We start from the raw sequence: 18,136 nt of genomic DNA, 5'->3' as shown, positions 1-18,136 counted from the left end.
CCGGCGCCATCGCGGAAATCCCTACCGGTGGCCGTGACCCGGGAAGCCGTCACCGTGACCCGGGAAACCGTGGCCGTGACCCGGGAAACCGTGACCGTGGCGGTCATTGCTGACCTGCAACTCCCACGAGCCCCGGCGGAATCCGAAGCGAACGAAGCCGCAGTCGTGGTCGTCCCACCGGCCGAAGCGCTCGCCGACGCGCCCGGCGATTTCGCAGGCCCGCGCCGATCGGTAGTAGCCGACGGTGCGGTCCCAGCCGTGGCGCTGCTGCGCCTGTCCGGCCGACGACTTGGCGACCGGGGAGGCGCTGGTGCTGGCGGCCTGGGCCGGTCCGGCGCCGATCGCCAGGGCGGCGAAAGCGCCCATGCCGGTGACGGTCAGAAGGCGGGTCAGCTTATTCATCGGAATTCCCTTCTCGCATTTCATCAGTGGGCCTTGCTCGATTAGAAAACCGCGAAAAATGGCCACAGGAAACGTCCGACACACCTTTGTCATCCTCATGATCGACAACCGAAAGTACGATATGAGGAATACGTTTAGTCAGCGGCCGGAACGGAAAGGGGGACGTCGAGGCGTTCAGCTCGCGCGTCCATCAGCACCGGGCGGCCCCGGGTCGCGACGGCCGACGGCCAGATAGGTCTCGCCGAGGAGCCCCGGCTCACCGAGGTGGATCGCGAACCGCACGGCCGCATCGACACTCACGGCAACTGATCCTTCCGCGTTCGGAGACGTTTGAGTCTTTGACGGATGCCCAGCACGGAGGGGAAACCATGAGCCCACCCCAAATCGATGACGCCGGGTCGGTCCTCGCCGGCGGCCGCGCGGCCTCCCGTGAGCCCGAGCGTCTGCTGACCGTTTCCGCCTGACAATCCGCCTGGAGTCGGCGGCCCGCCGCGTCTCTCATGGCGACGACCAGCGTCAACCGAACCGGAGCCCGCCTTGCTTGCTACCCCGCTGTCCGTAGTCGACGTCGCCGTCGTGACGTCGAGCCCGCTGATGCTCGGGGGCCTCACGCACGTGTTCGGAGGCCTGAACTCCGTGCGGGTCACCCACCAGGCGAACACCATCACCGATCTGCCACCGGCGGCGGCCGCCGTGGTCATCGTCACCGACCTGTACGGCGTGGCGGTCGACGAATACGACTACTGGTCACTCGCCCCCCAAGGCGCCCCGATCGTGGCGCTGTGCGTGCCGGACAACCCGCCGAACCTGCTGACCGCGGTACGCGGCGGCGTGCACGCCCTGGTCGGCCGGGACTCGGAGACCGTCGAACTGGTGCTGGCGGTGCGGATCGCCCGGCGCGGCGGCCTGCACGTGGCGCCCGAACTGTTCGGCGCGGTCACCAACGCCGCCTCGCCGCGCGCCGAGCCGAGCCCGCACAACCTGTCCCAGCGCGAGATCGAGGCCCTCCGCTACCTGGCCGGCGGCTTCACCCACCGGCAGATCAGCCGGCGGATGGGCCTCACCGAAACCACGGTCAGCACGTACGTGAAGCGGATCCGGCACAAGCTGCACGCCGGCAACAAGGCCGAGCTGACCCGCCTCGCGATCGAACTGGGCTACGTCGATCCGCTGGACCGTCAGCATTGATAGAGGGTCTGCTCGCCGAAGCCGACCAGTGAGGCCAGCGTCGACACGTCGGTGGGTGGGGTGGCCGGCACGCCGTACGCGATCGACGGCACCTCGGTGCAGTTGCCCTGCACCCAGCCCATCCGCTTGAGCGCGGTGGGAGTGTTGCCGAAGCCGCCGAACCCGCCCTTGGGCGGCTGGCTGAGCACGAAACCGAGCTGGTGCCGGGCCTCCAGCTCGGCCAGCTGGGCGATGCTCGGCACGTCGTCGACACCCTCGAAGCCACCCATGGCGACCACGGTCATGTCGGTGTTGGCGGCATAGTTCTCGGCCCGCAGACCGCCGCCCTCGACGGCCAGTGGAATCCGCACGCCGCCCGCCTTCGCGGCCACGTAATTCAGGAGAGCCTGCTGCTTCGGGGCGAGCCGGTTGCTTGAGAAGAGGCTGCCGCCCGGAAGCTCGCCCGTACGCAGAAAGGTCTGCAACGGCGCCGGGATGGCGCCCTGCCCGCCGAAGTTCCATCCCGCCGGCCCGGCGGTGGGAATCGCACCGTCGACGAACCCGGTGGCCGGATGCACCGCCGACGCCACCGACCACACCGTCGGGGCCAGCAGCAGCGCGGCGAGCCCGGCCGCGAGTGCCGGCCCGTCGGCCCGTTTCATCACCAGCGCCCCGACCGCGATCACGGCCAGGACGACCACGGCCCAGCGCAGCCAGCCGTAGTAGGCGGTGTCCCGCGACACCAGGGTCCAGGTCCAGCCGGCGGTCAGCACGACACCCACCGGCAGCACCCGCGACACCCAGCCGGGCTCCTTGCGACGACGCCAGAGCAGCGCCAGGCCACCGGCCACCACGGCCGCGATCGCCGGTGCCAGCTGCGTCGTGTAGTACGCGTGGTAGGTCCCCTGCTGATAGCTGAACAGCAAGCCGAGCACGACGATCCACGAACTCCACATGGCCCAGACCCCGGCGTCGAACCGGTTGACCGGCCGGCCGTTCCTCCGGGCCTGCAGGCCGGACACCAGCGCGACCACGACCAGGAGCAGCGCCAGCGGCAGCAGCCAGGCGATCTGCCCGCCGACGATCCGGCCGAAGATGCGGGACAGGCCCAGGGCGCCACCGTTGAACGCCGCGCCGATCGCCTTGCCGACCGTGACGACGTTCGCGGCGGCCGGCGAAAGGGACTGGTGCCCGCCGCCCTGGCTTGACGAGGAGGCCGCCTCCGCGACACCGACGATCCGCCGGATTCCATTCTGGACAAAGATCAGATTCCAGGTGGTGCCGTCGGTGCTGCCGGCCGTGTAGGGCTTGCTCCCCGGCCAGAGCGTGGTCAAAGTGACCCACCAGAGCGACGAGACGGCGAGCACCCCGGCGGCCCACGACAGATCGATCATCCGCCGCGCCCACCCGGCCCTACGCCCGATCAGATAGGCCAGCACCAGCGACGGCAGCACCAGCCATCCGGCCAGCATCTTGGTCGTGAAAGCACATCCGACCCACAGCGCCGCCTGCATGAGCCACAACCGGGCACTGCGCGGCGAGGCCTCCGCGCCGATGGTGCGCACTGTGGCGTACGCGGCGGCGACGCACCACAGCACCAGCAGCGTGTCGGTGTTGTTGGTGCGGTTGATGACGACCGTGATCGGGGTGAGCGCGAGGATCAGCGCGGCGAGCAGCGCCACGTTCTCCCCGGCCCACCGGCGCACGGTGCGGTGCAGCAGAAAGACCGCGGCCGCGCCCTCGAGCACCTGAGGCAGCACCAGCGACCAACTGTGGAAACCGAAGATCCAGACCGACACGACCTGCGGCCAGAACGCCATCGGCGGTTTGTCGATAGCCATGATTCCGGCGGTGTCGAACGAGCCGAAAATGAATCCCTGGAAGCTTTTCGACATCGACCGGACGGCCACCGAGAAAAAGGTGTTCCGGAGGTCGGCAGTGTCCATACCCCAGGCGTACAGCACCAACGCCAAGGCGACGATCACACCGAGGGCTATCGCGTGAGAACGGGATCGGGTGCCGAGAGAAGGGCGCGGCCGTTCGACCTCGACAAGGGCGGTTGTCATGCCAAGCCTCATTCAGTGAATGCAAGTAGACAGATGCGCCCATGCATTCTCGGCGCCGCCCTCCGGCACCGGAACCTCCCGATTCGAGGACATCCGAAAGGACCGGGTCAGCTCCGCAGCGGCCCGTAGGTCGACCGGTATGTGCGCGGTCCCACCCAGGGCGTCACCACATCGCGAAGCCAGATCGGCAGCCCCACGGTCTTCGCGAACCGGTCGGTCATGGCCCGCACGTGGGCGACCCGGCCCCGGCGGGCGGCCTCGAACGCCGGTCCCACCGCATCCCAGTCCGAGGTGGCCAGCAGGTCGGCCAGGGTCAGCGCGTCTTCGAGGGCGAGCGCGCCGCCCTCGGCCCAGACCGGCGCGGTCGCGTGGGCCGCGTCGCCCAGCAGGACGCAGCGCCCGGAGGACCAGGACGGTGCGCGCACCTCGTCGACCGGCGAGTGGAGGAGGGTCGACGGCGAGCGCAGCACCGCGTCCACAACGGAGGACACGGGTTCGGCGTAACCGGCGAACGTGTCGGCCAGCCACGACGGGTCGGCGGCGACAGCACCGCCGCCGGTGGCCGAGGCATACCCGTAGACCTGGTTGTCGACCGGAATGAGCAGGAAGGCCGCGCCGGCCCCGGACCACACCGTCCAGCAGTCGACGCCCGGGTTGGGGGTCATGAACCGCCAGCTCGCCTGGCTCAGCACGGCCCGGCCGGTGCCGGCTTCCGGAAACAGCGCCTCCGGAAACAGCGCCGACCGCACGGTCGAACGGACGCCGTCCGCGCCCGCCAGAAAGCCGTATTCGGCCCGGAACCCGTCGGCGTCCAGGACCTCGGCGCCGCCGGCCACCGGCCGTACGGAAGCGATCGGCGCGTGCTCGGCCGGAACGCTGTCGGCCAGGGCATCCAGCAGATCGGCCCGGCGCACGCACCGTGGCCGCGCGGCCGGCCCCCAGAACTCGTCCTCGTCGACCGCGAACAGCAGCCGCCCGCGCGACGTCCGGTATTCCCGGCGACGGGTCGGCGTGCCGAGCGACTCGATCTCGTCGCGCAGACCGAGCCGGTCGAGTGCGGTGATCGCATTCCCCGGGAGGTTGATCGCCAGCCCGGGGCGGGGAGTGCCGCCGGACCGCGCGACCGGGACACCGCGTTGCCGCAACGCCCGTGCCAGAGCGAGCCCGGCAATTCCGTCCCCGACGACGAGAACGAATTTCCTCCGCCACTCCGCTTTCCCGTTCATGCCGCAGTTCTAGTAGCCGGAGACGTCACCGGACAGTTCCCATTCAGGGACGCGGAGAAGGGACATACTTCTTTCCGGCCGGTGCGCGTCACCAGCCGCCGGCGAGGAAGCCCTCCAGACCGGGCTGCGGGTTGGCCGCGGTGGTCGCGTTGGCCACCACGACGACGAGCAGGGTCGCGGCCAGGAGCGGGGTGAAGACGCCGTAGGCCGCCAGCACCTGCCGGGTCCGCCGGTGGCCGGACGCGCGGGTGAACCGGCGCCACAGCAGCACGGTCAGGCCGGCGAGCACGGCCACCACGATCGCGCCCTCGACGGCCATCACCGCGTGGAACTTGACGTAGTCGCTGGTGATCGCGTCGAGCGCCGGCGGGTGATGCCCGGCGGCCTGCTGCTGCCGGACCTGGGCCAGGGTCGCGGCCAGGGTCGCGGCCGGCGGCCCGCCGCCCGGTCCGCCGCCCGGTCCGCCGCCCGGCGCGCCGCCCGTTCCGCCGCCCGTACCGCCGAACAGCATCGGCAGCAGCGAGCCGAACGGTGCCGCCATCCCGTGAATGTTGGCCAGCACGGCCACCAGCGAGATCACCGCCAGGCCGGTCGACGCGACGCCGCCGGTCGCCAGGGCGGCCGCCCGCACACCGCGTGTTCGCAGGAAGGCCCTCCAGATCGCCACGCCGAGCGCGATGAACACGACCAGCAGTGCGGCGGCGAGCACGCACTTGGCCACGTGGTAGCGGAACCAGTAGTCGACCACCCGCTGCATGCCCGGGTCGAAGGCCCGGTCGCCGGAGGCCCAGTAGGTCACGAACGCGCCGCGGAAGGCCGCGACGATCCGGTCGTTGCCGATCAGGTCGGCGGTCGACGCGTTGGACGCCAGCGCGCCCGGCGCCCAGACGAAAGCGGCGAGAAGAGCCGCGGCGAGCGCGAGGAGTCTTTTCATGATTGCCCCCGGAGGTAGGTGAGTACGGCGAGGACCCGGCGATTGGTGTCGTCGCTGATCGGAAGGTGGAGCTTGGCGAGCAGGCTGCCGATGTGCTTGCCGACGGCGGCCTCGCTCAGCCCGAGGGTGCGGGCGATCGCCGCATTGGAGTGGCCCTCGGCGAGCAGCGCCAGAACCTCGCTCTCCCGCGGTGAGAGCTGGCCGAGCGGGTCGCGGCCGGCCAGCATCATGCGGCGCACGACCTCGGGGTCGACGACCGTCCCGCCGCCGGCGACCCGGCGGAGTTTGCCGGCGAACTCGGTCACGTCGGCCACCCGGTCTTTGAGCAGGTAGCCGATCGACCGACCGTCGCCCGACCCCAGCAGCTCGCCGGCGTAGCTGTGCTGCACCCACTGGCTCAGCACCACGACCGGAAGGCCGGGGTGGGCGGCGCGCAGGGCGACGGCGGCCCGCAGCCCCTCGTCGCTGAAGCCCGGCGGCATGCGGACGTCGGTGATCACCAGGTCGGGCTTGGTGTCCTCGACCGCGGCCACGAGTTCGGCGGCGTCGCGCACCGCGGCGACGACTTCGAACCCGAACCGGGCCAGCAACCCAGCCAGCCCCTCGCGGAGCAGGACCGAATCTTCGGCGATCACGACGCGCACGGCAGCTCCACCCGCAGGATCGTCGGCCCACCGGCCGGGCTGGACATCAGCAGCCGGCCCCCGGCCGCGGCCGCCCGGTCGGCCAGGCCGGTGAGCCCGGACCCGCGGGACGGGTCGGCCCCGCCCGGCCCGTCGTCGCGGACCTCGACGGTCAGCAGGTCACCGGCCCGGCTCGCGGTCACGGCGGCGCGGCCGGTGGCCGGCGCGTGCTTCGCGGTGTTGGCAAGCGCCTCGGACACCGCCGCGAACGCCACCGTCTCGACGCCCGGCGGATAGCGACCGGAGACGACGTCGACGGTGATGCGCAACGGGCTGCCGGCGGCGAGCTCCTCGACGGCGGCCCGCAGGCCCAGCTCGCGCAGCGTCTGCGGACTGATGCCCCGGACGAGGTCGCGCAGCTCGGCCATCAGCGTCTTGCCCTGCTCGAGGGCCGAGTCGAGTGCGTCGGCCGCGGGCGAGTCGGCGGGCAGATCGAGCTGGGCCAGATCGTGCTTGGCCAGGCCGAGCTGCATGGTGAGGCTGACCAGCCGCTGCTGGGCGACGTCGTGCAGATCGCGCTCGATCCGCATGCGCTCGGCGTCGAACGCGTCGGCCATGCGGGCCCGCGACCGGGTCACCTCGACCAGCCGGGCCGCGGCCGGCCCCGCTTCGGTGTCGGAGTCGCCGCAGAGCAGCGCCCGGGCGACCGCGGCGTGCCGGGACGCGAACGCCGACGCCAGCCACAGCTGCACCGGGATCAGCACCAGCCCGAGCGCGAGGCGCCCGGCCACGTCGCCGATCGCGTTGCCGCTCGCGATGCGGTCATAGACCGCGAGCGGTGTCGAGAGGATGAGCACGGCGCACAGCCCCAGCACGGCGAGCCACACCGGCGCGACCACGGCGAGCAACAGAACATAGGTCACCGGCCGCCAGGCCGCCGGATCGCCCGGCGGCGCCAGTGGATCATCGGGCAGCCGCAACCGCCATCGCTCGACGGCGGCCAGCGCCCGCGCGAGCCGCGGCCCCATCAGCACCAGCAGCCCCGCGCCGACCACACCGAGCACGGCCGCGATCAGCAGGTCGGTGTCGTCGCGCCGATCGTGAAGCAGCCACCCCGCCACGCCCAGCGGCGCCAGCGGGACCGCCAGCACCAGCCAGAGCAGGCCCACCACGACCGCAGTGACCGCGGTCGAGGCGAGCGCACGCCACGTCGTTCTCATGGCCACCAGCTTGGCGAACCCGCGCGGCCCAAACCATGATGCTGGATTTACTCTTCAGGTAGGCCTAGCTATACCCCAGGACCCAGGCGATCTAGGACCGGAGAACGGCCCGCACCATCTCGTCGGCCGCGCCGCGCGCCCGCTCGGCCGTCAGATCGAGCTGGGACAGCAGGCTCTTGAGGAACCCGACGACGAGCACGGCGGCACCGTCGGGGTCGAGATCGGCCCGGAACTGCCCCCGGTCCCGGCCGTCCTGGAAGATCGCGCGCAGGAAGCCGGCCCACGCCGCGTCGTTGACCAGTAGCGTCGCCCGCAGTTCGGGGTCCCGGCCGGAGCGGGCATACAGCTCGTTGAGCACCACGAACTCGTCGCGGTCGGCCTCGAAGCGGCCGAGGATGTGCGCGAGGTGCTCGGTCAGCACCGTTCGCGGGTCGCGCGCCGGGCCGCTCGGCGGCACCCGGTCGAGAGTGCCGACGATCTGCTGAACCACGGCCGCGACCAGCGCTTCCTTGGTCGGGAAGTAATAATGCAGGGTGGCGATGTTGATGCCGACCTGGTCGGCCACGTCGCGGACGCGCAGGCCCTCGAAGCCGAGTGTGGCGATCGCGTGCCGGGCCGCGTCGACGATCTGGGCCCGCCGCTGCTCCCCGTCGACCGCGTTACGCCTGCTCGCCGGCATGAAGGCCCTCCCTCGGTGTCAATCAGGTGCCCGGCGACAGCGTAGGACGACGGGAATCAAGCGTGCGCGAGCCCCGCGGCCGGATCACCGTCAGCCCCGGCGCCCCTCGACCGCCGCCCGGAAGCGGGCGTAACGCGGCGCCCCGACGAAGCGCCAGATCAGACCGGCCGGCCCCGGCATGTGCTTTCGGAGCCAGGCGGAACCGCCGTCGGGCTGGGCCGCGAGGATCGCTCCGAGCATGTTCCAGCCCTGCCCCTTGGGGGTGGCCCGGCGGCCGTGGGTGCTGAACCACGCCTCCTCGGACCGGGTGACGACGTGCTCGATGACCGGCACGATGGTGGCCTCCTCGTCGGGGAAGTGGGCCTTGAGCGCGGCCGCGACACCCTCGAGCGCGACCCGGATCGGCCCGGCGTCGGCGGGCTTCGCCGAGGCGCGCCAGGCCGGCACGGCGGCGTCGAGCGCCTCCAGATGTACGAGCATCTCGGCGTGCTGGATCTTCATCCGCTCCACGTGCAGGAAGCACGCCGGAGCCCGGGTGTCGATCATGTCCCAGAGGCGCGAGTCCTCGCCTTCGTGGTGCGCGTGCAGCGCGGTCGAGATCAGGTGGAGCTGGGTGGCGACGGCGCCCGCGTGGCCGGTGTCGCCCGTTCGGACCCCGTCGACGAGACCCCCGGCCTCGTCGAACGACTTCTGGAGCATGCGATGGATCTCGAACATGCCGCTCGCGTCGCAGGTCTTCGGACCATCGAAGCGCGGCTCGCCGGTCGGCGGGAGAGGGATGTCAGGCACCCGGCCACGTTATCCATCAAGCACTTGATTGACAAGTAGTAAATGGCTGGCGGCGAACCCCGCGGCTCGTGATGATGCGGGCGTGACTGAAGTCGAGGTAATCGAGGGCACGCTGCGGGGCCTTCAGGAGGGCGACCTCACGGTCTTCCGCGGCATTCCGTACGCTTCGGCCCCGCACTTCGGCGCACCGCGAGCGGCCGGCAAGTGGGTGGGCGTCCGGCCGGCCCTCGCCTTCGGTCCCCCGCCCCCGCAGTCGGAGATGCTCGGCCCCTCGGCCCCGACGACCGGCGACAACTGGCTGACCCTCAACGTGTGGTCGCCCTCGCCCGACCGGGCCGCGAAGCTCCCGGTCCTGGTCTGGATCTACGGCGGCGGCTACGCGTTCGGCTCGGCCGCCCGGCCGGAATACGACGGCTCGCGCCTGGCCCGCGAGGGTCAGGTCGTCCTGGTCACGTTCAACTACCGGCTCGGCGTCGAGGGCTTCACCCAGGTCGCCGGGGCGCCGCCCAACCGCGGCCTGCTCGACCAGGTCGCCGCGCTGGAGTGGGTCCGCGACAACATCGCCGCGTTCGGCGGCGACCCGGCCCGGGTCACCGTCTTCGGCGAGTCGGCGGGCGGCGGTTCGGTCGCCGCCCTGCTGGCCATGCCGCGCGCGGCCGGGCTGTTCCGCCGGGCCATCGCGCAGAGCGTGCCCGGCACGTTCTTCTCGGAACCGCTGGCCGCCGACATCGCCACCGCCATCGCGGGCGAGCTGGGCCTGCGGGCGACCGTCACCGACCTGGCCGAGGCCGATCCCGAGCTGCTGACCGCGGCCGGCGACGAGGTCGCGGCGAAGATCGGTGAGCGGGCGGCCCGGTGGGGCCAGGCCGCGCACGGCTCGATCCCGTTCGCCCCGGTCATCGACGGCGACGTGCTGCCCGTCACCCCGTGGCAGGCCCTGGCGTCCGGCGCCGCCCGCGACATCGACCTGATCGCCGGCCACACCCGCGACGAGCAGCGACTGCTGTCCGCCCTCACCGGCCTGCTCGGCCAGGTGACGCCGGCCCAGGCGGCCGAGGCCCGGCAGATCTTCGCGCCCGGCCCGCGGGCGTACGAGGACGCCACCCCCGACCAGCAGTACGAGCTGGTCCATTCGGACTGGCTGTTCCGCATGCCGAGCCTGCACCTCGCCGAGGCCCAGGTCGCGGGCGGCGGCCGCGCCTACCTTTACGAGCTGGCCTGGAACGCGCCGGGCATGGGCGGCACCCTCGGCGCCTGCCACGGCCTCGACGTACCGCTGGTCTTCGGCAACCTGACCGCCGGCCAGCCCGCGATGCTGATCGGTGACAGCCCCGAGGCCGAACCGCTCTCGGCCGAGTTCCGCGCCGCCTGGACCGCTTTCGCCGCCTCGGGTGATCCGGGCTGGCCCGCCTACGATCCCGACCAGCGCCTGACCAGGGTCTTCGACAGCCCGTCGACCGTCACGGCCTACCCCGAGGACTACTCCCGCGCGATCTGGCGGGACTACCCCTTCGCCCCGCTCCCCCTGCTCACCTGAGCGGCATTGCCCTACGGTTTGCGGCCGACCGCGCAGTACACATCGAGGGCCTCCGGTTCGGTTCCCGGCTGCGGCCGCCAGCGCGAGGTCGACACCACGCCCGGCTCGAGCAGCTCCAGGCCCTCGAAATAGCCGCCGATCTCCTCGGGGGTGCGCAGGTTGTACGGGTGGCCGCTCTGCTTGGCGACCCGCTGGCTCTCCACGCTCTGCGCGCTGGTGCTCGTCCCGTCGCTCACCGCCAGGTAGCTGCCCGACGGCACGGCGTCGAGCAGCCGTTCGACGATCGATCGGGCCTCGGCGTAGTCGGCGACGTTGCCCAGGATGCCGATCATGGTCAGCGCCACCGGCTTGCTGAAGTCGAGTGTGCGGGCCGCCTCGCTCAGGATCCGCTCCGGGTCCTCCACGTTGGAGTCGATATAGGCGGTCTCGCCCTCGGGCGAACTCGTCAGCAGCGCGCGGGCGTGCACCAGCACGAGCGGATCGTTGTCGACGTAGACGATCCGCGAGTCGGGCGCCACCCGCTGCGCGACCTCGTGCGTGTTGTCCGCGGTCGGCAGACCGGTCCCGATGTCGAGGAACTGCCGGATGCCCACCTCACCGGCGAGGAACGTGACCGCCTGGATGAGGAACCGCCGCTGGGCCCGGGCGACGCCCACGATCCCCGGATTGGCCGAACGGAGCGCCTCGCCGAGCTCCCGGTCGACCGCGAAGTTGTCCTTGCCGTCCAGGAGGTAGTTCCACACCCGCGCACTGCTCGGCCGGCTTACGTCGACGTTGGGATCGGTCATCAGAAATCCCTTTCGATGGGGCTGCCGTCGGAAGGCGATCCTAAGGCCTGTCCCGCGTAGGCCCGCAGCCGTGGCGCCCACGTCGGGAGGCCCGGAACCTCGCGACCGACCACTTTGGCCGCCTCGCCGGCTCGCCGCACGGCGATCGCCGCCCCGGCCAGCGGGTGGGCGCGGAACGCCGCCACCTCGTCGGGGGTCATGGCCGCGCCCTGCCGGGCGAGGCTCACGAGCTGTACAGCGACCTGATCAACGGCCGGCCGGTCGACTTCAGGACCGCGGAGGGCGCGCTGCGCGCCCTGCTGGCGGCTGCGTGAGGGGTACGTCCGGGATCATCACGTGCAGGGTCTGATCCGGGTCCTCGGTGATGCGTACGGCCTCGACCCGTAGCCGGACCGCCCCGAACGTGGGATGCCGGATCACCTTGCCCTCCGTGACCAGGCCGCGCGAGACGCGTCCGGAGGTCCAGATCTCCCGGAAGACGTCGCTCGTCCCGCTCAGTTCGTCGATCAGCGCGATCGTGCGCGGGTCGTCCGGGTAGCGGCCGAAGTCCATCCGCAGCATCCCGATCAGGTCGGTGGCCGCCGCGTGCCAGTTCTCGTGGATTTCGCGGGCGGCCGGGTCGAGCAGCAGCCAGCGCACCGCGTTGCGCTCGCGGGCCGGGAACGACGGGAAGTCCGCGACCAGGGCCCGGGCCAGGGCGTTCGCCGCCAGCACGTCGGTGCGGCGGCCGAGGAGCACGGCCGGCAGGTCGCCGAACGACTCCATCAGCCGATAGGTGCCGGGCCGCACGATCTTCGCACCGGTGTACGCGCGGGGCCGCTCGAGCCGGGCCAGGTCGTACATGTGCTCGCGGGCCGGATCGTCGAGTTCGAGCACCGCGGCCAGCGCGTGCAGCACCCCGACGCTCGGCGTCATGCGCCGTTTGCCCTGTTCGAGCTTGACGTAGTAGTCGACGCTCACGCCGACCCGCTGGGCCACCTCCTCGCGGCGTAGCCCCTTCACCCGCCGCGGCCCGGGGTCGCCCGGGTTCAGCGAGGCGCGCCGCGTGCGCAGGAAATCTCCCAGCGTCAGCTCAGTCACCGGCCAAAGGTAGCTCTTCCACGCCTAGGCGGGACCGGCCCATCACGGCCGGTGAATGCCGGCATAAACGCTGGTTGGCTGGTTTTCATGAACTCGTTTGACTATGTCGTCGTGGGCGCCGGGAGCGCGGGCAGCGTCCTCGCCGCCCGCCTCACCGAGGACCCGCATGTGAGCGTGCTGCTCGTCGAGGCCGGTCCGCCGACCGGGCCCGGCCTGATGGCGGTGCCGCCGGCGTGGCCGGCACTGATCGGCAGTGAGGTCGACTGGCGGTTCACGACCGTTCCGCAGTCCGGTCTCGGCGGGCACGCGCTTCCCTATCCGCGCGGCAAGGTGTTCGGCGGGAGCAGCAGCATCAACGCGATGGCGTTCCTGCGCGGTCACCGGGACAACTACGACAGCTGGGGCGCCGGCTGGACATATGACGATCTGCTCCCGTACTTCAAGCGCTCGGAGACCGCGAGCGACGACCGCTTCCCCGATCTGCGCGGCACCGGCGGCCCGATGCGGGTCGGGCCGCCGAAGGCCGTCAACGCGATCTCGGACGCCTACCGTGCGGCCGCGATCGAGGCCGGCCTGGACCCGTCCGACGACCTCAACGGCAAGGTCCAGGAGGGCGTCGCCTGGCTGGAGATGAACATCGTCGACGGTCACCGGCAGTCGGCCGCCGACGGCTACCTGCGCCCGGCGCTCGACCGCCCCAACCTGACCGTCATCCCGAACGCCCAGGTCAACCGCCTGGTCTTCGAGAACGGCCGGTGCGTCGGGGTCGACTACGGGCCGCACGAGACCGCCCGCGCGAACCGTGAGGTCGTGCTGACCGCCGGCGCGGTCGGTTCCCCGCAGCTGCTGATGCTCTCCGGCATCGGCCCGGCCGCTCACCTGCTCGCGCACGGCATCGCGGTGCGCACCGACCTGCCGGGCGTCGGCGGCAACCTGCAGGATCATCCGCTCGCCGGCGTCACCTACGCCGCCCGGCAGCCGGTGCCTCCGGCGATCAACCAGCACAGCGACCTGATCGCGATGGTCCGGACCGCGCCCGGGCCGGCCGCACCGGACATGCAGCTGCTGTTCATGGACGTGCCGTACTGCCCGCCGCCGCTCGAGGCGCCGGAACACGGCTACACGATCGCGTTCTCGCTGATGCGGCCGCACAGCCGCGGTTCGGTGCGGCTGGCCTCGGCCGACCCGTCGGCGGCGCCGCTGATCGACCCGAACTTCCTCGGCGACCCGCGCGACCTCGACACGATGGTCGCGGGCCTGAAACTCGCCCGCCGGGTCGGCGAGCAGAGCGGGCTGGGTGCATGGCGGGCCGAGGAGATCTACCCCGGCCCGGCGGACCAGGATCTCAAAGCTTTCGTACGCAGGGTGACCGGTCCCTACTTCCACGCGTCCGGGACGTGCCGGATGGGCGACGACGGCTCGGCGGTCGTCGACCGTGAACTGCGCGTACACGGCGTCGACGGCCTCCGCGTGGCCGATGCCTCGGTGATGCCGACGCTGGTCGGGGCCAACCCGAACGCGACTGTGCTGGCGATCGCGGAGCGTGCCGCCGACCTCATCACCGGGTGATCCGCCCGTGGGTCGTGCCCCCCGGCCCACGGGCTCCGTCCCGGACGTTGCTCATCCGTTATGCGGGTGACCACAGCTCGTCCACAGCTCGACACCGGCTATTGAGAGTGTTCAGCCGTGTCCAAAGATCACGGGCTGTCCTCGTCGCGCGCGGTGGGGTTCGCCGGCTCCTCCCTGGTCGCCGTCGGCGGCCTCGGCGCCGGAGCGTTACCGGTCGGCATCCCGTACCTCGCGGGCGGCCATCACGCGCGTCTCGGGCTGGTCTGTGTCTACACCGGACTGGCCCTGCTCCTGCTGGCCTGGTGGTGGTACGGCCGGATCACCCGCGGCGACAACGCCGACGAATCGTGCCGGACCGCCTGGCGGACGCTCGCCCTCTGGGTCGCGCCGATGGTGCTCGCCCCGCCGCTGTTCAGCCGCGACGTCTACAGCTACCTGGCCCAGGGTCTGATGATCGACTCGGGGATGGACGTCTACCGCCACGGGCCGTCGGTGCTCGGCGGGATGGCCGCGGCCCAGGTGCCCGCGATCTGGCAGCACACGCCCAGCCCGTACGGCCCGGTCTTCCTGATCGTGGCCGAGGTCGTGGCCGGGCTGCTCAGCTCGCACCTGCTCCTCGGCGTCATCGCGATGCGGCTGGTGGCGATCTCCGGACTGGCCCTGCTGGCCGGCTCCGTGCCGATTCTGGCGCGGTCCACCGGCGTACGCCCGTCGAGCGCGACCTGGCTCGCCGTGCTCAACCCCCTGGTTTTGATCCATCTGGTCGGCGGCGCCCACAACGACGCCCTGATGGTCGGCCTGCTGGCGGCCGGCCTGGCCGCCGCGGTGAAGCACCGGCCGATCGTGGCGACCCTGTTGATCGTGGCCGCGGCCCTGGTCAAATGGCCGGCCGCGCTCGGGCTCTTCGCGGTGGCCGCGATGTGGACCGGCCGGCTGGAAGGGCGGTGGCCGTGGCCCCGCGCGGCCGGCGCGGTGATCGCCACCGCGGGCGCCGCCACCGTGCTGATCACGACGGTGGCCGGGACCGGCTACGGCTGGGTCAGCGCGCTGGATACTCCGATCTCGGCCCAGAACTGGTCGCTGACCAGCACCCTCGGTCGCTGGACGGCCCACCTGCTGGCCCACGACGCGGTCGGGGTGGCCGTCGCCGAGGGGCTGTGGCGCTGGGCCGGGGTGCTGGCGACCCTGGTCGTCGCCGGGATCGTCTGGACCTGCCGAGCCCATCTCGGCCCGGTCTACGGTCTGGGCATCGTGCTGGTCGCGGTGGTCGCGTTCGGACCGGCGATCCGCCCCTGGTACGTGCTGTGGGGCCTGGTCCCGCTGGCCGCGGTGGCCGAGCACCGTCGCGTACGCGGCCTGCTCGCCGTCCTGTGCGCCGGCCTCGTCCTGGTCGTCTTGCCGGACGGCTTCGCGGCCGACGCCGAGCGGGTTCTGCTGGCGGTCCTGGGCGCGCTGATCGGCATCGCGGCGTTCCTGCTCGTACGCCTCCTGGTCGCCCCCGCGACCCCGCGCCCGGTCTGGACCGTGCCCGGCCGCCGGACCTCCCGGTGATCGTCCCCGAGCGGCTGCGCAGCCGCCCGGCCCAGATCGCGCTCGTGGCCGGCACCGCGATCGCCGTCGGCGTCTTCCTGGTGACCGTGCCGACCTTCCGCCACTTCTTCGACCTCGGCGTCTACCGCGGCGCGGTGCGCTACTGGCTGATCGACGGCGGCCACCTGTACGACTTCCGCTACCAGGACTCCGACTACGGCTTCACCTATCCGCCGTTCGCCGCCCTGGTCATGGCCCCGCTGGTGATGACGTCGTGGCCGGTGGCGGTTGCGATCAGCCTGGTCGTCAACACCGCGATGGTGGTGCTGCTGCTGCGCTGGTTCTTCGTGCCGTTCCTGCAGCGGCGGTCGTGGTCGATCTGGACGCCGTGCGCGCTCGCCTTCCTGGCCGTCGTCGTCTTCGAACCGGCCCGCGACACGTTCAGCTTCGGCCAGATCAACCTGGTGCTGCTGGTTCTGGTCTGCGCCGACCTGCGCGCGCTGGTGACCGGTCGCCGCCTGGCCGGTGTCGGCATCGGGCTGGCCGCGGCGATCAAGCTGACCCCGGCCGTGTTCATCGGCTACCTGCTGCTGTCCCGGCAGTATCGGGCGGCGGCGACCGCGGCCGGCACCGCCGCCGGCGCGACGATCCTGACCGCGGTCGTCGTGCCGGGCCCGTCCCGCGACTTCTGGACCGACGCGCTCTGGGACACCGACCGGGTCGGCAAACTGGAGTACGTCTCCAACCAGTCGCTGCGCGGCGTCCTGGCCCGGCTGGACGCCCCGGCGATCTGGTGGGTCGCGGCCGTGGCGCTGGTCCTCGCGTACTGGGGTTGGTGGGTGCGCTCCCGGCGCGCCTCGGGTGACCATGCGGCGGGTTTCGCCGTCACCGCGATCATCGCCTGCCTGATCAGCCCGGTGACCTGGGTGCACCACCTGGTGTGGGTTCTGCCGGCGATGTTCTGGCTGCTCGACCGTGGCCGCACGGTCGTCGTCGGCGTCGCCTACGTGCTGCTGTGCAGCAGTTTCGTCTGGTTGTGGTGGGCGCACCCGTTCGGCTGGCCGGCGTTCGCGGGCAGCAACCTCTACGTGTGGATCGCGGGGGCCCTGATGATCACCGTCACCCTGCACGACCGGCCGAGGTCAGCGCTGAGGTGGCGGCCGCCGCAGCGAACGGACGTTGCCGGCTGACGGGTCGCCGGTGGTCGCCATGCGCATGCCGCTGAGGTAGCCGTCGGTCTCGCGCTGCTCGCCGTATTCCCCGGTAAGCTCGGCCAGCCGCGTGCTGAGCGCCTCGTTGTCACGCTCGCGGTCGGCCGCCAGCTCCGACCGCAGGGCGGCGAGGAGCCCGGTCAGCTCCTCGCGGCTGACCCCGCCGGGGCCGGTGACCGGCTGCTGCTGCCGCAGCCGGAGCATGATCTGGTCGCGGGCGAAGACGACCAGCGCGGCCAGCCACGACAGGACGAACAGGCCGGTCACCACCGGGATGATCTCCATCGTCCGCATGTCGGGCGGCGGCGGGGGCATGCCGTTGGGGCCCGACCCGGCCGGCGGCCCGTCGGTCAGCCCGGTGAACACCAGGATCAACAGCGCCCCGGTCGCGGCGATGGCCACCACCAGCAGGAACACGAGCAGCTTGCTGATCTGCAGGTGCAGTCCGCCGCTCGGCCGCTCGGTCATGGCCCCGAGACTACGTAGCTTGAGCGCCGGATGCGACATCGACCAGCGCAGACGTGCGATTCGACGCATATCTGTCACCCGTTCAGCCCGTTCGCCGTCTCCGCAGGACCTTCCGATAGGGATCGACCAGCCGGTCGAGCACGGTCTCGAGGGCCTCGCGGTCGGCCCGCGGAATCGGCGAGTCGTCGGCGAGCACGCGGGCCAGCTCGTGGACCAGCGGATGCAGGGCCGGCGGCTCGGGCGCCGGGCCGCTCAGCCGGTCGGGATAGGCCGCCCGCACCAGCTCGTTGATGCTGCGGCCGAGCACCGGCGCGATCCGCTCGATCGACCGGATCGTCGGCCGCTGCTCCTCACTGAGCCAGCGCAACACGACCGACGGGTCGGTGCCCACCGCCCGCGCGAAGTGCGTCGGCGTCTCGAAACGAGCCGCCAGGATCGCTTCCTTGAGATAAACACCGAAGCCGGTCGCCGCCATCGAGTCAGTTTAGGACGGACACAGCGGGAACCGGTCGGAGAATCGGACCGACTCGGGAGCGGGACGAACGATTGGCTACGGCGCTGCGCGCTGCTAACGTCATTGTCTCGATAACCAACGGCTCGCTCGGCTCGGGAGGGGTCATGGACCCAGTGGTGATCCTTCTGGTCCTCGCCATGGCGGCACTGTTCCTGCTGCTCGGCAAGCACCGGCGCACGCCCCGCCCGGCCGACGCCGGCCGGCTGCGCGGTCCGGTCGCCGGCCGGCTGGACGGTCCTGTCGCCGGCCGGCTGGACGAGCCGGTCGCCGCCCTTGCCGGCCGGCTGGACGACCCCGAGCCGGCAACACCAGGCGCGCCCGTGGCGGCGGGCG

At 71.9% G+C, this 18,136-nt stretch carries 21 protein-coding genes; 7 read left to right on the top strand and 14 right to left on the bottom strand.

Annotated features, from left to right (window positions below; translation table 11 throughout):
* Nucleotides 1-21 precede the first annotated feature (21 nt).
* Nucleotides 22-402: a hypothetical protein gene (locus tag AB0M88_RS35545; protein WP_364110201.1), complete on the bottom strand. Its 381-nt coding sequence runs from the start codon at nt 400-402 to the stop codon at nt 22-24.
* Nucleotides 403-576: 174 nt separating this feature from the next.
* The gene (locus AB0M88_RS35540; RefSeq protein ID WP_364110199.1) at nt 577-702 is read right to left on the bottom strand and encodes a hypothetical protein; all 126 of its coding nucleotides are present in this window, start codon (nt 700-702) and stop codon (nt 577-579) included.
* 237 nt (nt 703-939) lie between these two features.
* On the opposite strand from AB0M88_RS35540, the gene AB0M88_RS35535 reads away from it, so the two are divergent.
* Nucleotides 940-1,590, top strand: coding sequence for a response regulator transcription factor (locus tag AB0M88_RS35535; RefSeq protein WP_364110197.1), 651 nt, complete (start codon nt 940-942; stop codon nt 1,588-1,590).
* On the opposite strand, the gene AB0M88_RS35530 is transcribed toward AB0M88_RS35535, so the two are convergent.
* A complete protein-coding gene (locus AB0M88_RS35530) occupies nt 1,581-3,410 on the bottom strand; it encodes a glycosyltransferase family 39 protein (RefSeq protein ID WP_364110196.1) in 1,830 nt (609 codons plus the stop codon). The genes AB0M88_RS35535 and AB0M88_RS35530 overlap by 10 nt on opposite strands.
* 28 nt (nt 3,411-3,438) lie before the next feature.
* On the opposite strand from AB0M88_RS35530, the gene AB0M88_RS35525 reads away from it, so the two are divergent.
* Nucleotides 3,439-3,573 (top strand): hypothetical protein, encoded by a 135-nt coding sequence (locus AB0M88_RS35525; RefSeq protein WP_364110195.1) that lies wholly within the window; start codon nt 3,439-3,441, stop codon nt 3,571-3,573.
* A 169-nt stretch (nt 3,574-3,742) separates the two neighbouring features.
* Here the strand turns inward: AB0M88_RS35525 and AB0M88_RS35520 are convergent, their stop codons facing one another.
* From AB0M88_RS35520 to AB0M88_RS35495, 6 genes are all read right to left on the bottom strand, one after another.
* Complete coding sequence (locus AB0M88_RS35520) at nt 3,743-4,861, bottom strand: FAD-dependent monooxygenase (RefSeq protein ID WP_364110194.1); 1,119 nt, start codon at nt 4,859-4,861, stop codon at nt 3,743-3,745.
* A gap of 88 nt (nt 4,862-4,949) precedes the next feature.
* A complete protein-coding gene (locus AB0M88_RS35515; RefSeq protein WP_364110193.1) occupies nt 4,950-5,795 on the bottom strand; it encodes a hypothetical protein in 846 nt (281 codons plus the stop codon).
* A complete protein-coding gene (locus AB0M88_RS35510; RefSeq protein ID WP_364110192.1) occupies nt 5,792-6,439 on the bottom strand; it encodes a response regulator transcription factor in 648 nt (215 codons plus the stop codon). The genes AB0M88_RS35515 and AB0M88_RS35510 overlap by 4 nt, the downstream gene beginning before the upstream one ends.
* Nucleotides 6,427-7,638, bottom strand: a complete 1,212-nt coding sequence (locus tag AB0M88_RS35505) for a histidine kinase (protein WP_364110191.1) — start codon at nt 7,636-7,638, stop codon at nt 6,427-6,429. Before AB0M88_RS35505 ends, AB0M88_RS35510 begins: the two co-directional genes overlap by 13 nt.
* A 91-nt stretch (nt 7,639-7,729) precedes the next feature.
* Nucleotides 7,730-8,317 carry a TetR/AcrR family transcriptional regulator gene (locus AB0M88_RS35500; protein WP_364110190.1) on the bottom strand — a complete coding sequence of 196 codons (588 nt, stop codon included), beginning with the start codon at nt 8,315-8,317 and terminating at the stop codon, nt 7,730-7,732.
* 90 nt (nt 8,318-8,407) lie between these two features.
* Nucleotides 8,408-9,106 (bottom strand): hemerythrin domain-containing protein, encoded by a 699-nt coding sequence (locus AB0M88_RS35495; protein WP_364110189.1) that lies wholly within the window; start codon nt 9,104-9,106, stop codon nt 8,408-8,410.
* Nucleotides 9,107-9,188: 82 nt separating this feature from the next.
* On the opposite strand from AB0M88_RS35495, the gene AB0M88_RS35490 reads away from it, so the two are divergent.
* On the top strand, nt 9,189-10,643 hold the full coding sequence (locus AB0M88_RS35490) for a carboxylesterase family protein (protein ID WP_364110188.1): 1,455 nt from the start codon (nt 9,189-9,191) through the stop codon (nt 10,641-10,643).
* Nucleotides 10,644-10,654: 11 nt separating this feature from the next.
* Here the strand turns inward: AB0M88_RS35490 and AB0M88_RS35485 are convergent, their stop codons facing one another.
* Genes AB0M88_RS35485 through AB0M88_RS35475 form a run of 3 tightly spaced genes read right to left on the bottom strand, consistent with a single transcriptional unit; the run spans nt 10,655 to nt 12,511 of the window.
* Nucleotides 10,655-11,431 (bottom strand): SAM-dependent methyltransferase, encoded by a 777-nt coding sequence (locus AB0M88_RS35485; protein ID WP_364110187.1) that lies wholly within the window; start codon nt 11,429-11,431, stop codon nt 10,655-10,657.
* On the bottom strand, nt 11,431-11,658 hold the full coding sequence (locus tag AB0M88_RS35480; RefSeq protein WP_364110186.1) for a hypothetical protein: 228 nt from the start codon (nt 11,656-11,658) through the stop codon (nt 11,431-11,433). Before AB0M88_RS35480 ends, AB0M88_RS35485 begins: the two co-directional genes overlap by 1 nt.
* Before the next feature lie 40 nt (nt 11,659-11,698).
* Entirely contained in the window at nt 11,699-12,511 is an 813-nt protein-coding gene (locus AB0M88_RS35475) for a helix-turn-helix transcriptional regulator (RefSeq protein ID WP_364110185.1), read from the bottom strand.
* Nucleotides 12,512-12,598: 87 nt separating this feature from the next.
* Here AB0M88_RS35475 and AB0M88_RS35470 point away from each other — a divergent pair, with 87 nt between their 5' ends.
* The 3 genes from AB0M88_RS35470 (at nt 12,599) to AB0M88_RS35460 (ending at nt 16,800) form a co-directional block, all read left to right on the top strand.
* The gene (locus AB0M88_RS35470) at nt 12,599-14,080 is read left to right on the top strand and encodes a GMC family oxidoreductase N-terminal domain-containing protein (protein WP_364110184.1); all 1,482 of its coding nucleotides are present in this window, start codon (nt 12,599-12,601) and stop codon (nt 14,078-14,080) included.
* 117 nt (nt 14,081-14,197) lie between these two features.
* Nucleotides 14,198-15,631: a polyprenol phosphomannose-dependent alpha 1,6 mannosyltransferase MptB gene (gene mptB, locus AB0M88_RS35465; protein WP_364110183.1), complete on the top strand. Its 1,434-nt coding sequence runs from the start codon at nt 14,198-14,200 to the stop codon at nt 15,629-15,631.
* Nucleotides 15,628-16,800, top strand: a complete 1,173-nt coding sequence (locus tag AB0M88_RS35460; protein WP_364110182.1) for a glycosyltransferase 87 family protein — start codon at nt 15,628-15,630, stop codon at nt 16,798-16,800. The genes mptB and AB0M88_RS35460 overlap by 4 nt, the downstream gene beginning before the upstream one ends.
* Here the strand turns inward: AB0M88_RS35460 and AB0M88_RS35455 are convergent.
* Together AB0M88_RS35455 and AB0M88_RS35450 are read right to left on the bottom strand one after the other, a co-directional pair.
* The gene (locus tag AB0M88_RS35455; protein WP_364110181.1) at nt 16,753-17,289 is read right to left on the bottom strand and encodes a hypothetical protein; all 537 of its coding nucleotides are present in this window, start codon (nt 17,287-17,289) and stop codon (nt 16,753-16,755) included. The two genes, AB0M88_RS35460 and AB0M88_RS35455, sit on opposite strands and share 48 nt — an antisense overlap.
* Before the next feature lie 82 nt (nt 17,290-17,371).
* Nucleotides 17,372-17,764, bottom strand: coding sequence for a helix-turn-helix transcriptional regulator (locus AB0M88_RS35450; RefSeq protein WP_364110180.1), 393 nt, complete (start codon nt 17,762-17,764; stop codon nt 17,372-17,374).
* Nucleotides 17,765-17,907: 143 nt separating this feature from the next.
* On the opposite strand from AB0M88_RS35450, the gene AB0M88_RS35445 reads away from it, so the two are divergent.
* The coding region (locus AB0M88_RS35445) for a hypothetical protein (protein WP_364110179.1) at nt 17,908-18,136 on the top strand (229 nt) is incomplete at its 3' end.

The sequence above is a fragment of the Actinoplanes sp. NPDC051411 genome (assembly GCF_040682075.1).
Taxonomy (GTDB): Bacteria; Actinomycetota; Actinomycetes; order Mycobacteriales; family Micromonosporaceae; genus Actinoplanes.
The sequence above is the reverse complement of the archived record's forward strand: the minus strand, read 5'-3'. Positions and strand labels throughout refer to the sequence as shown.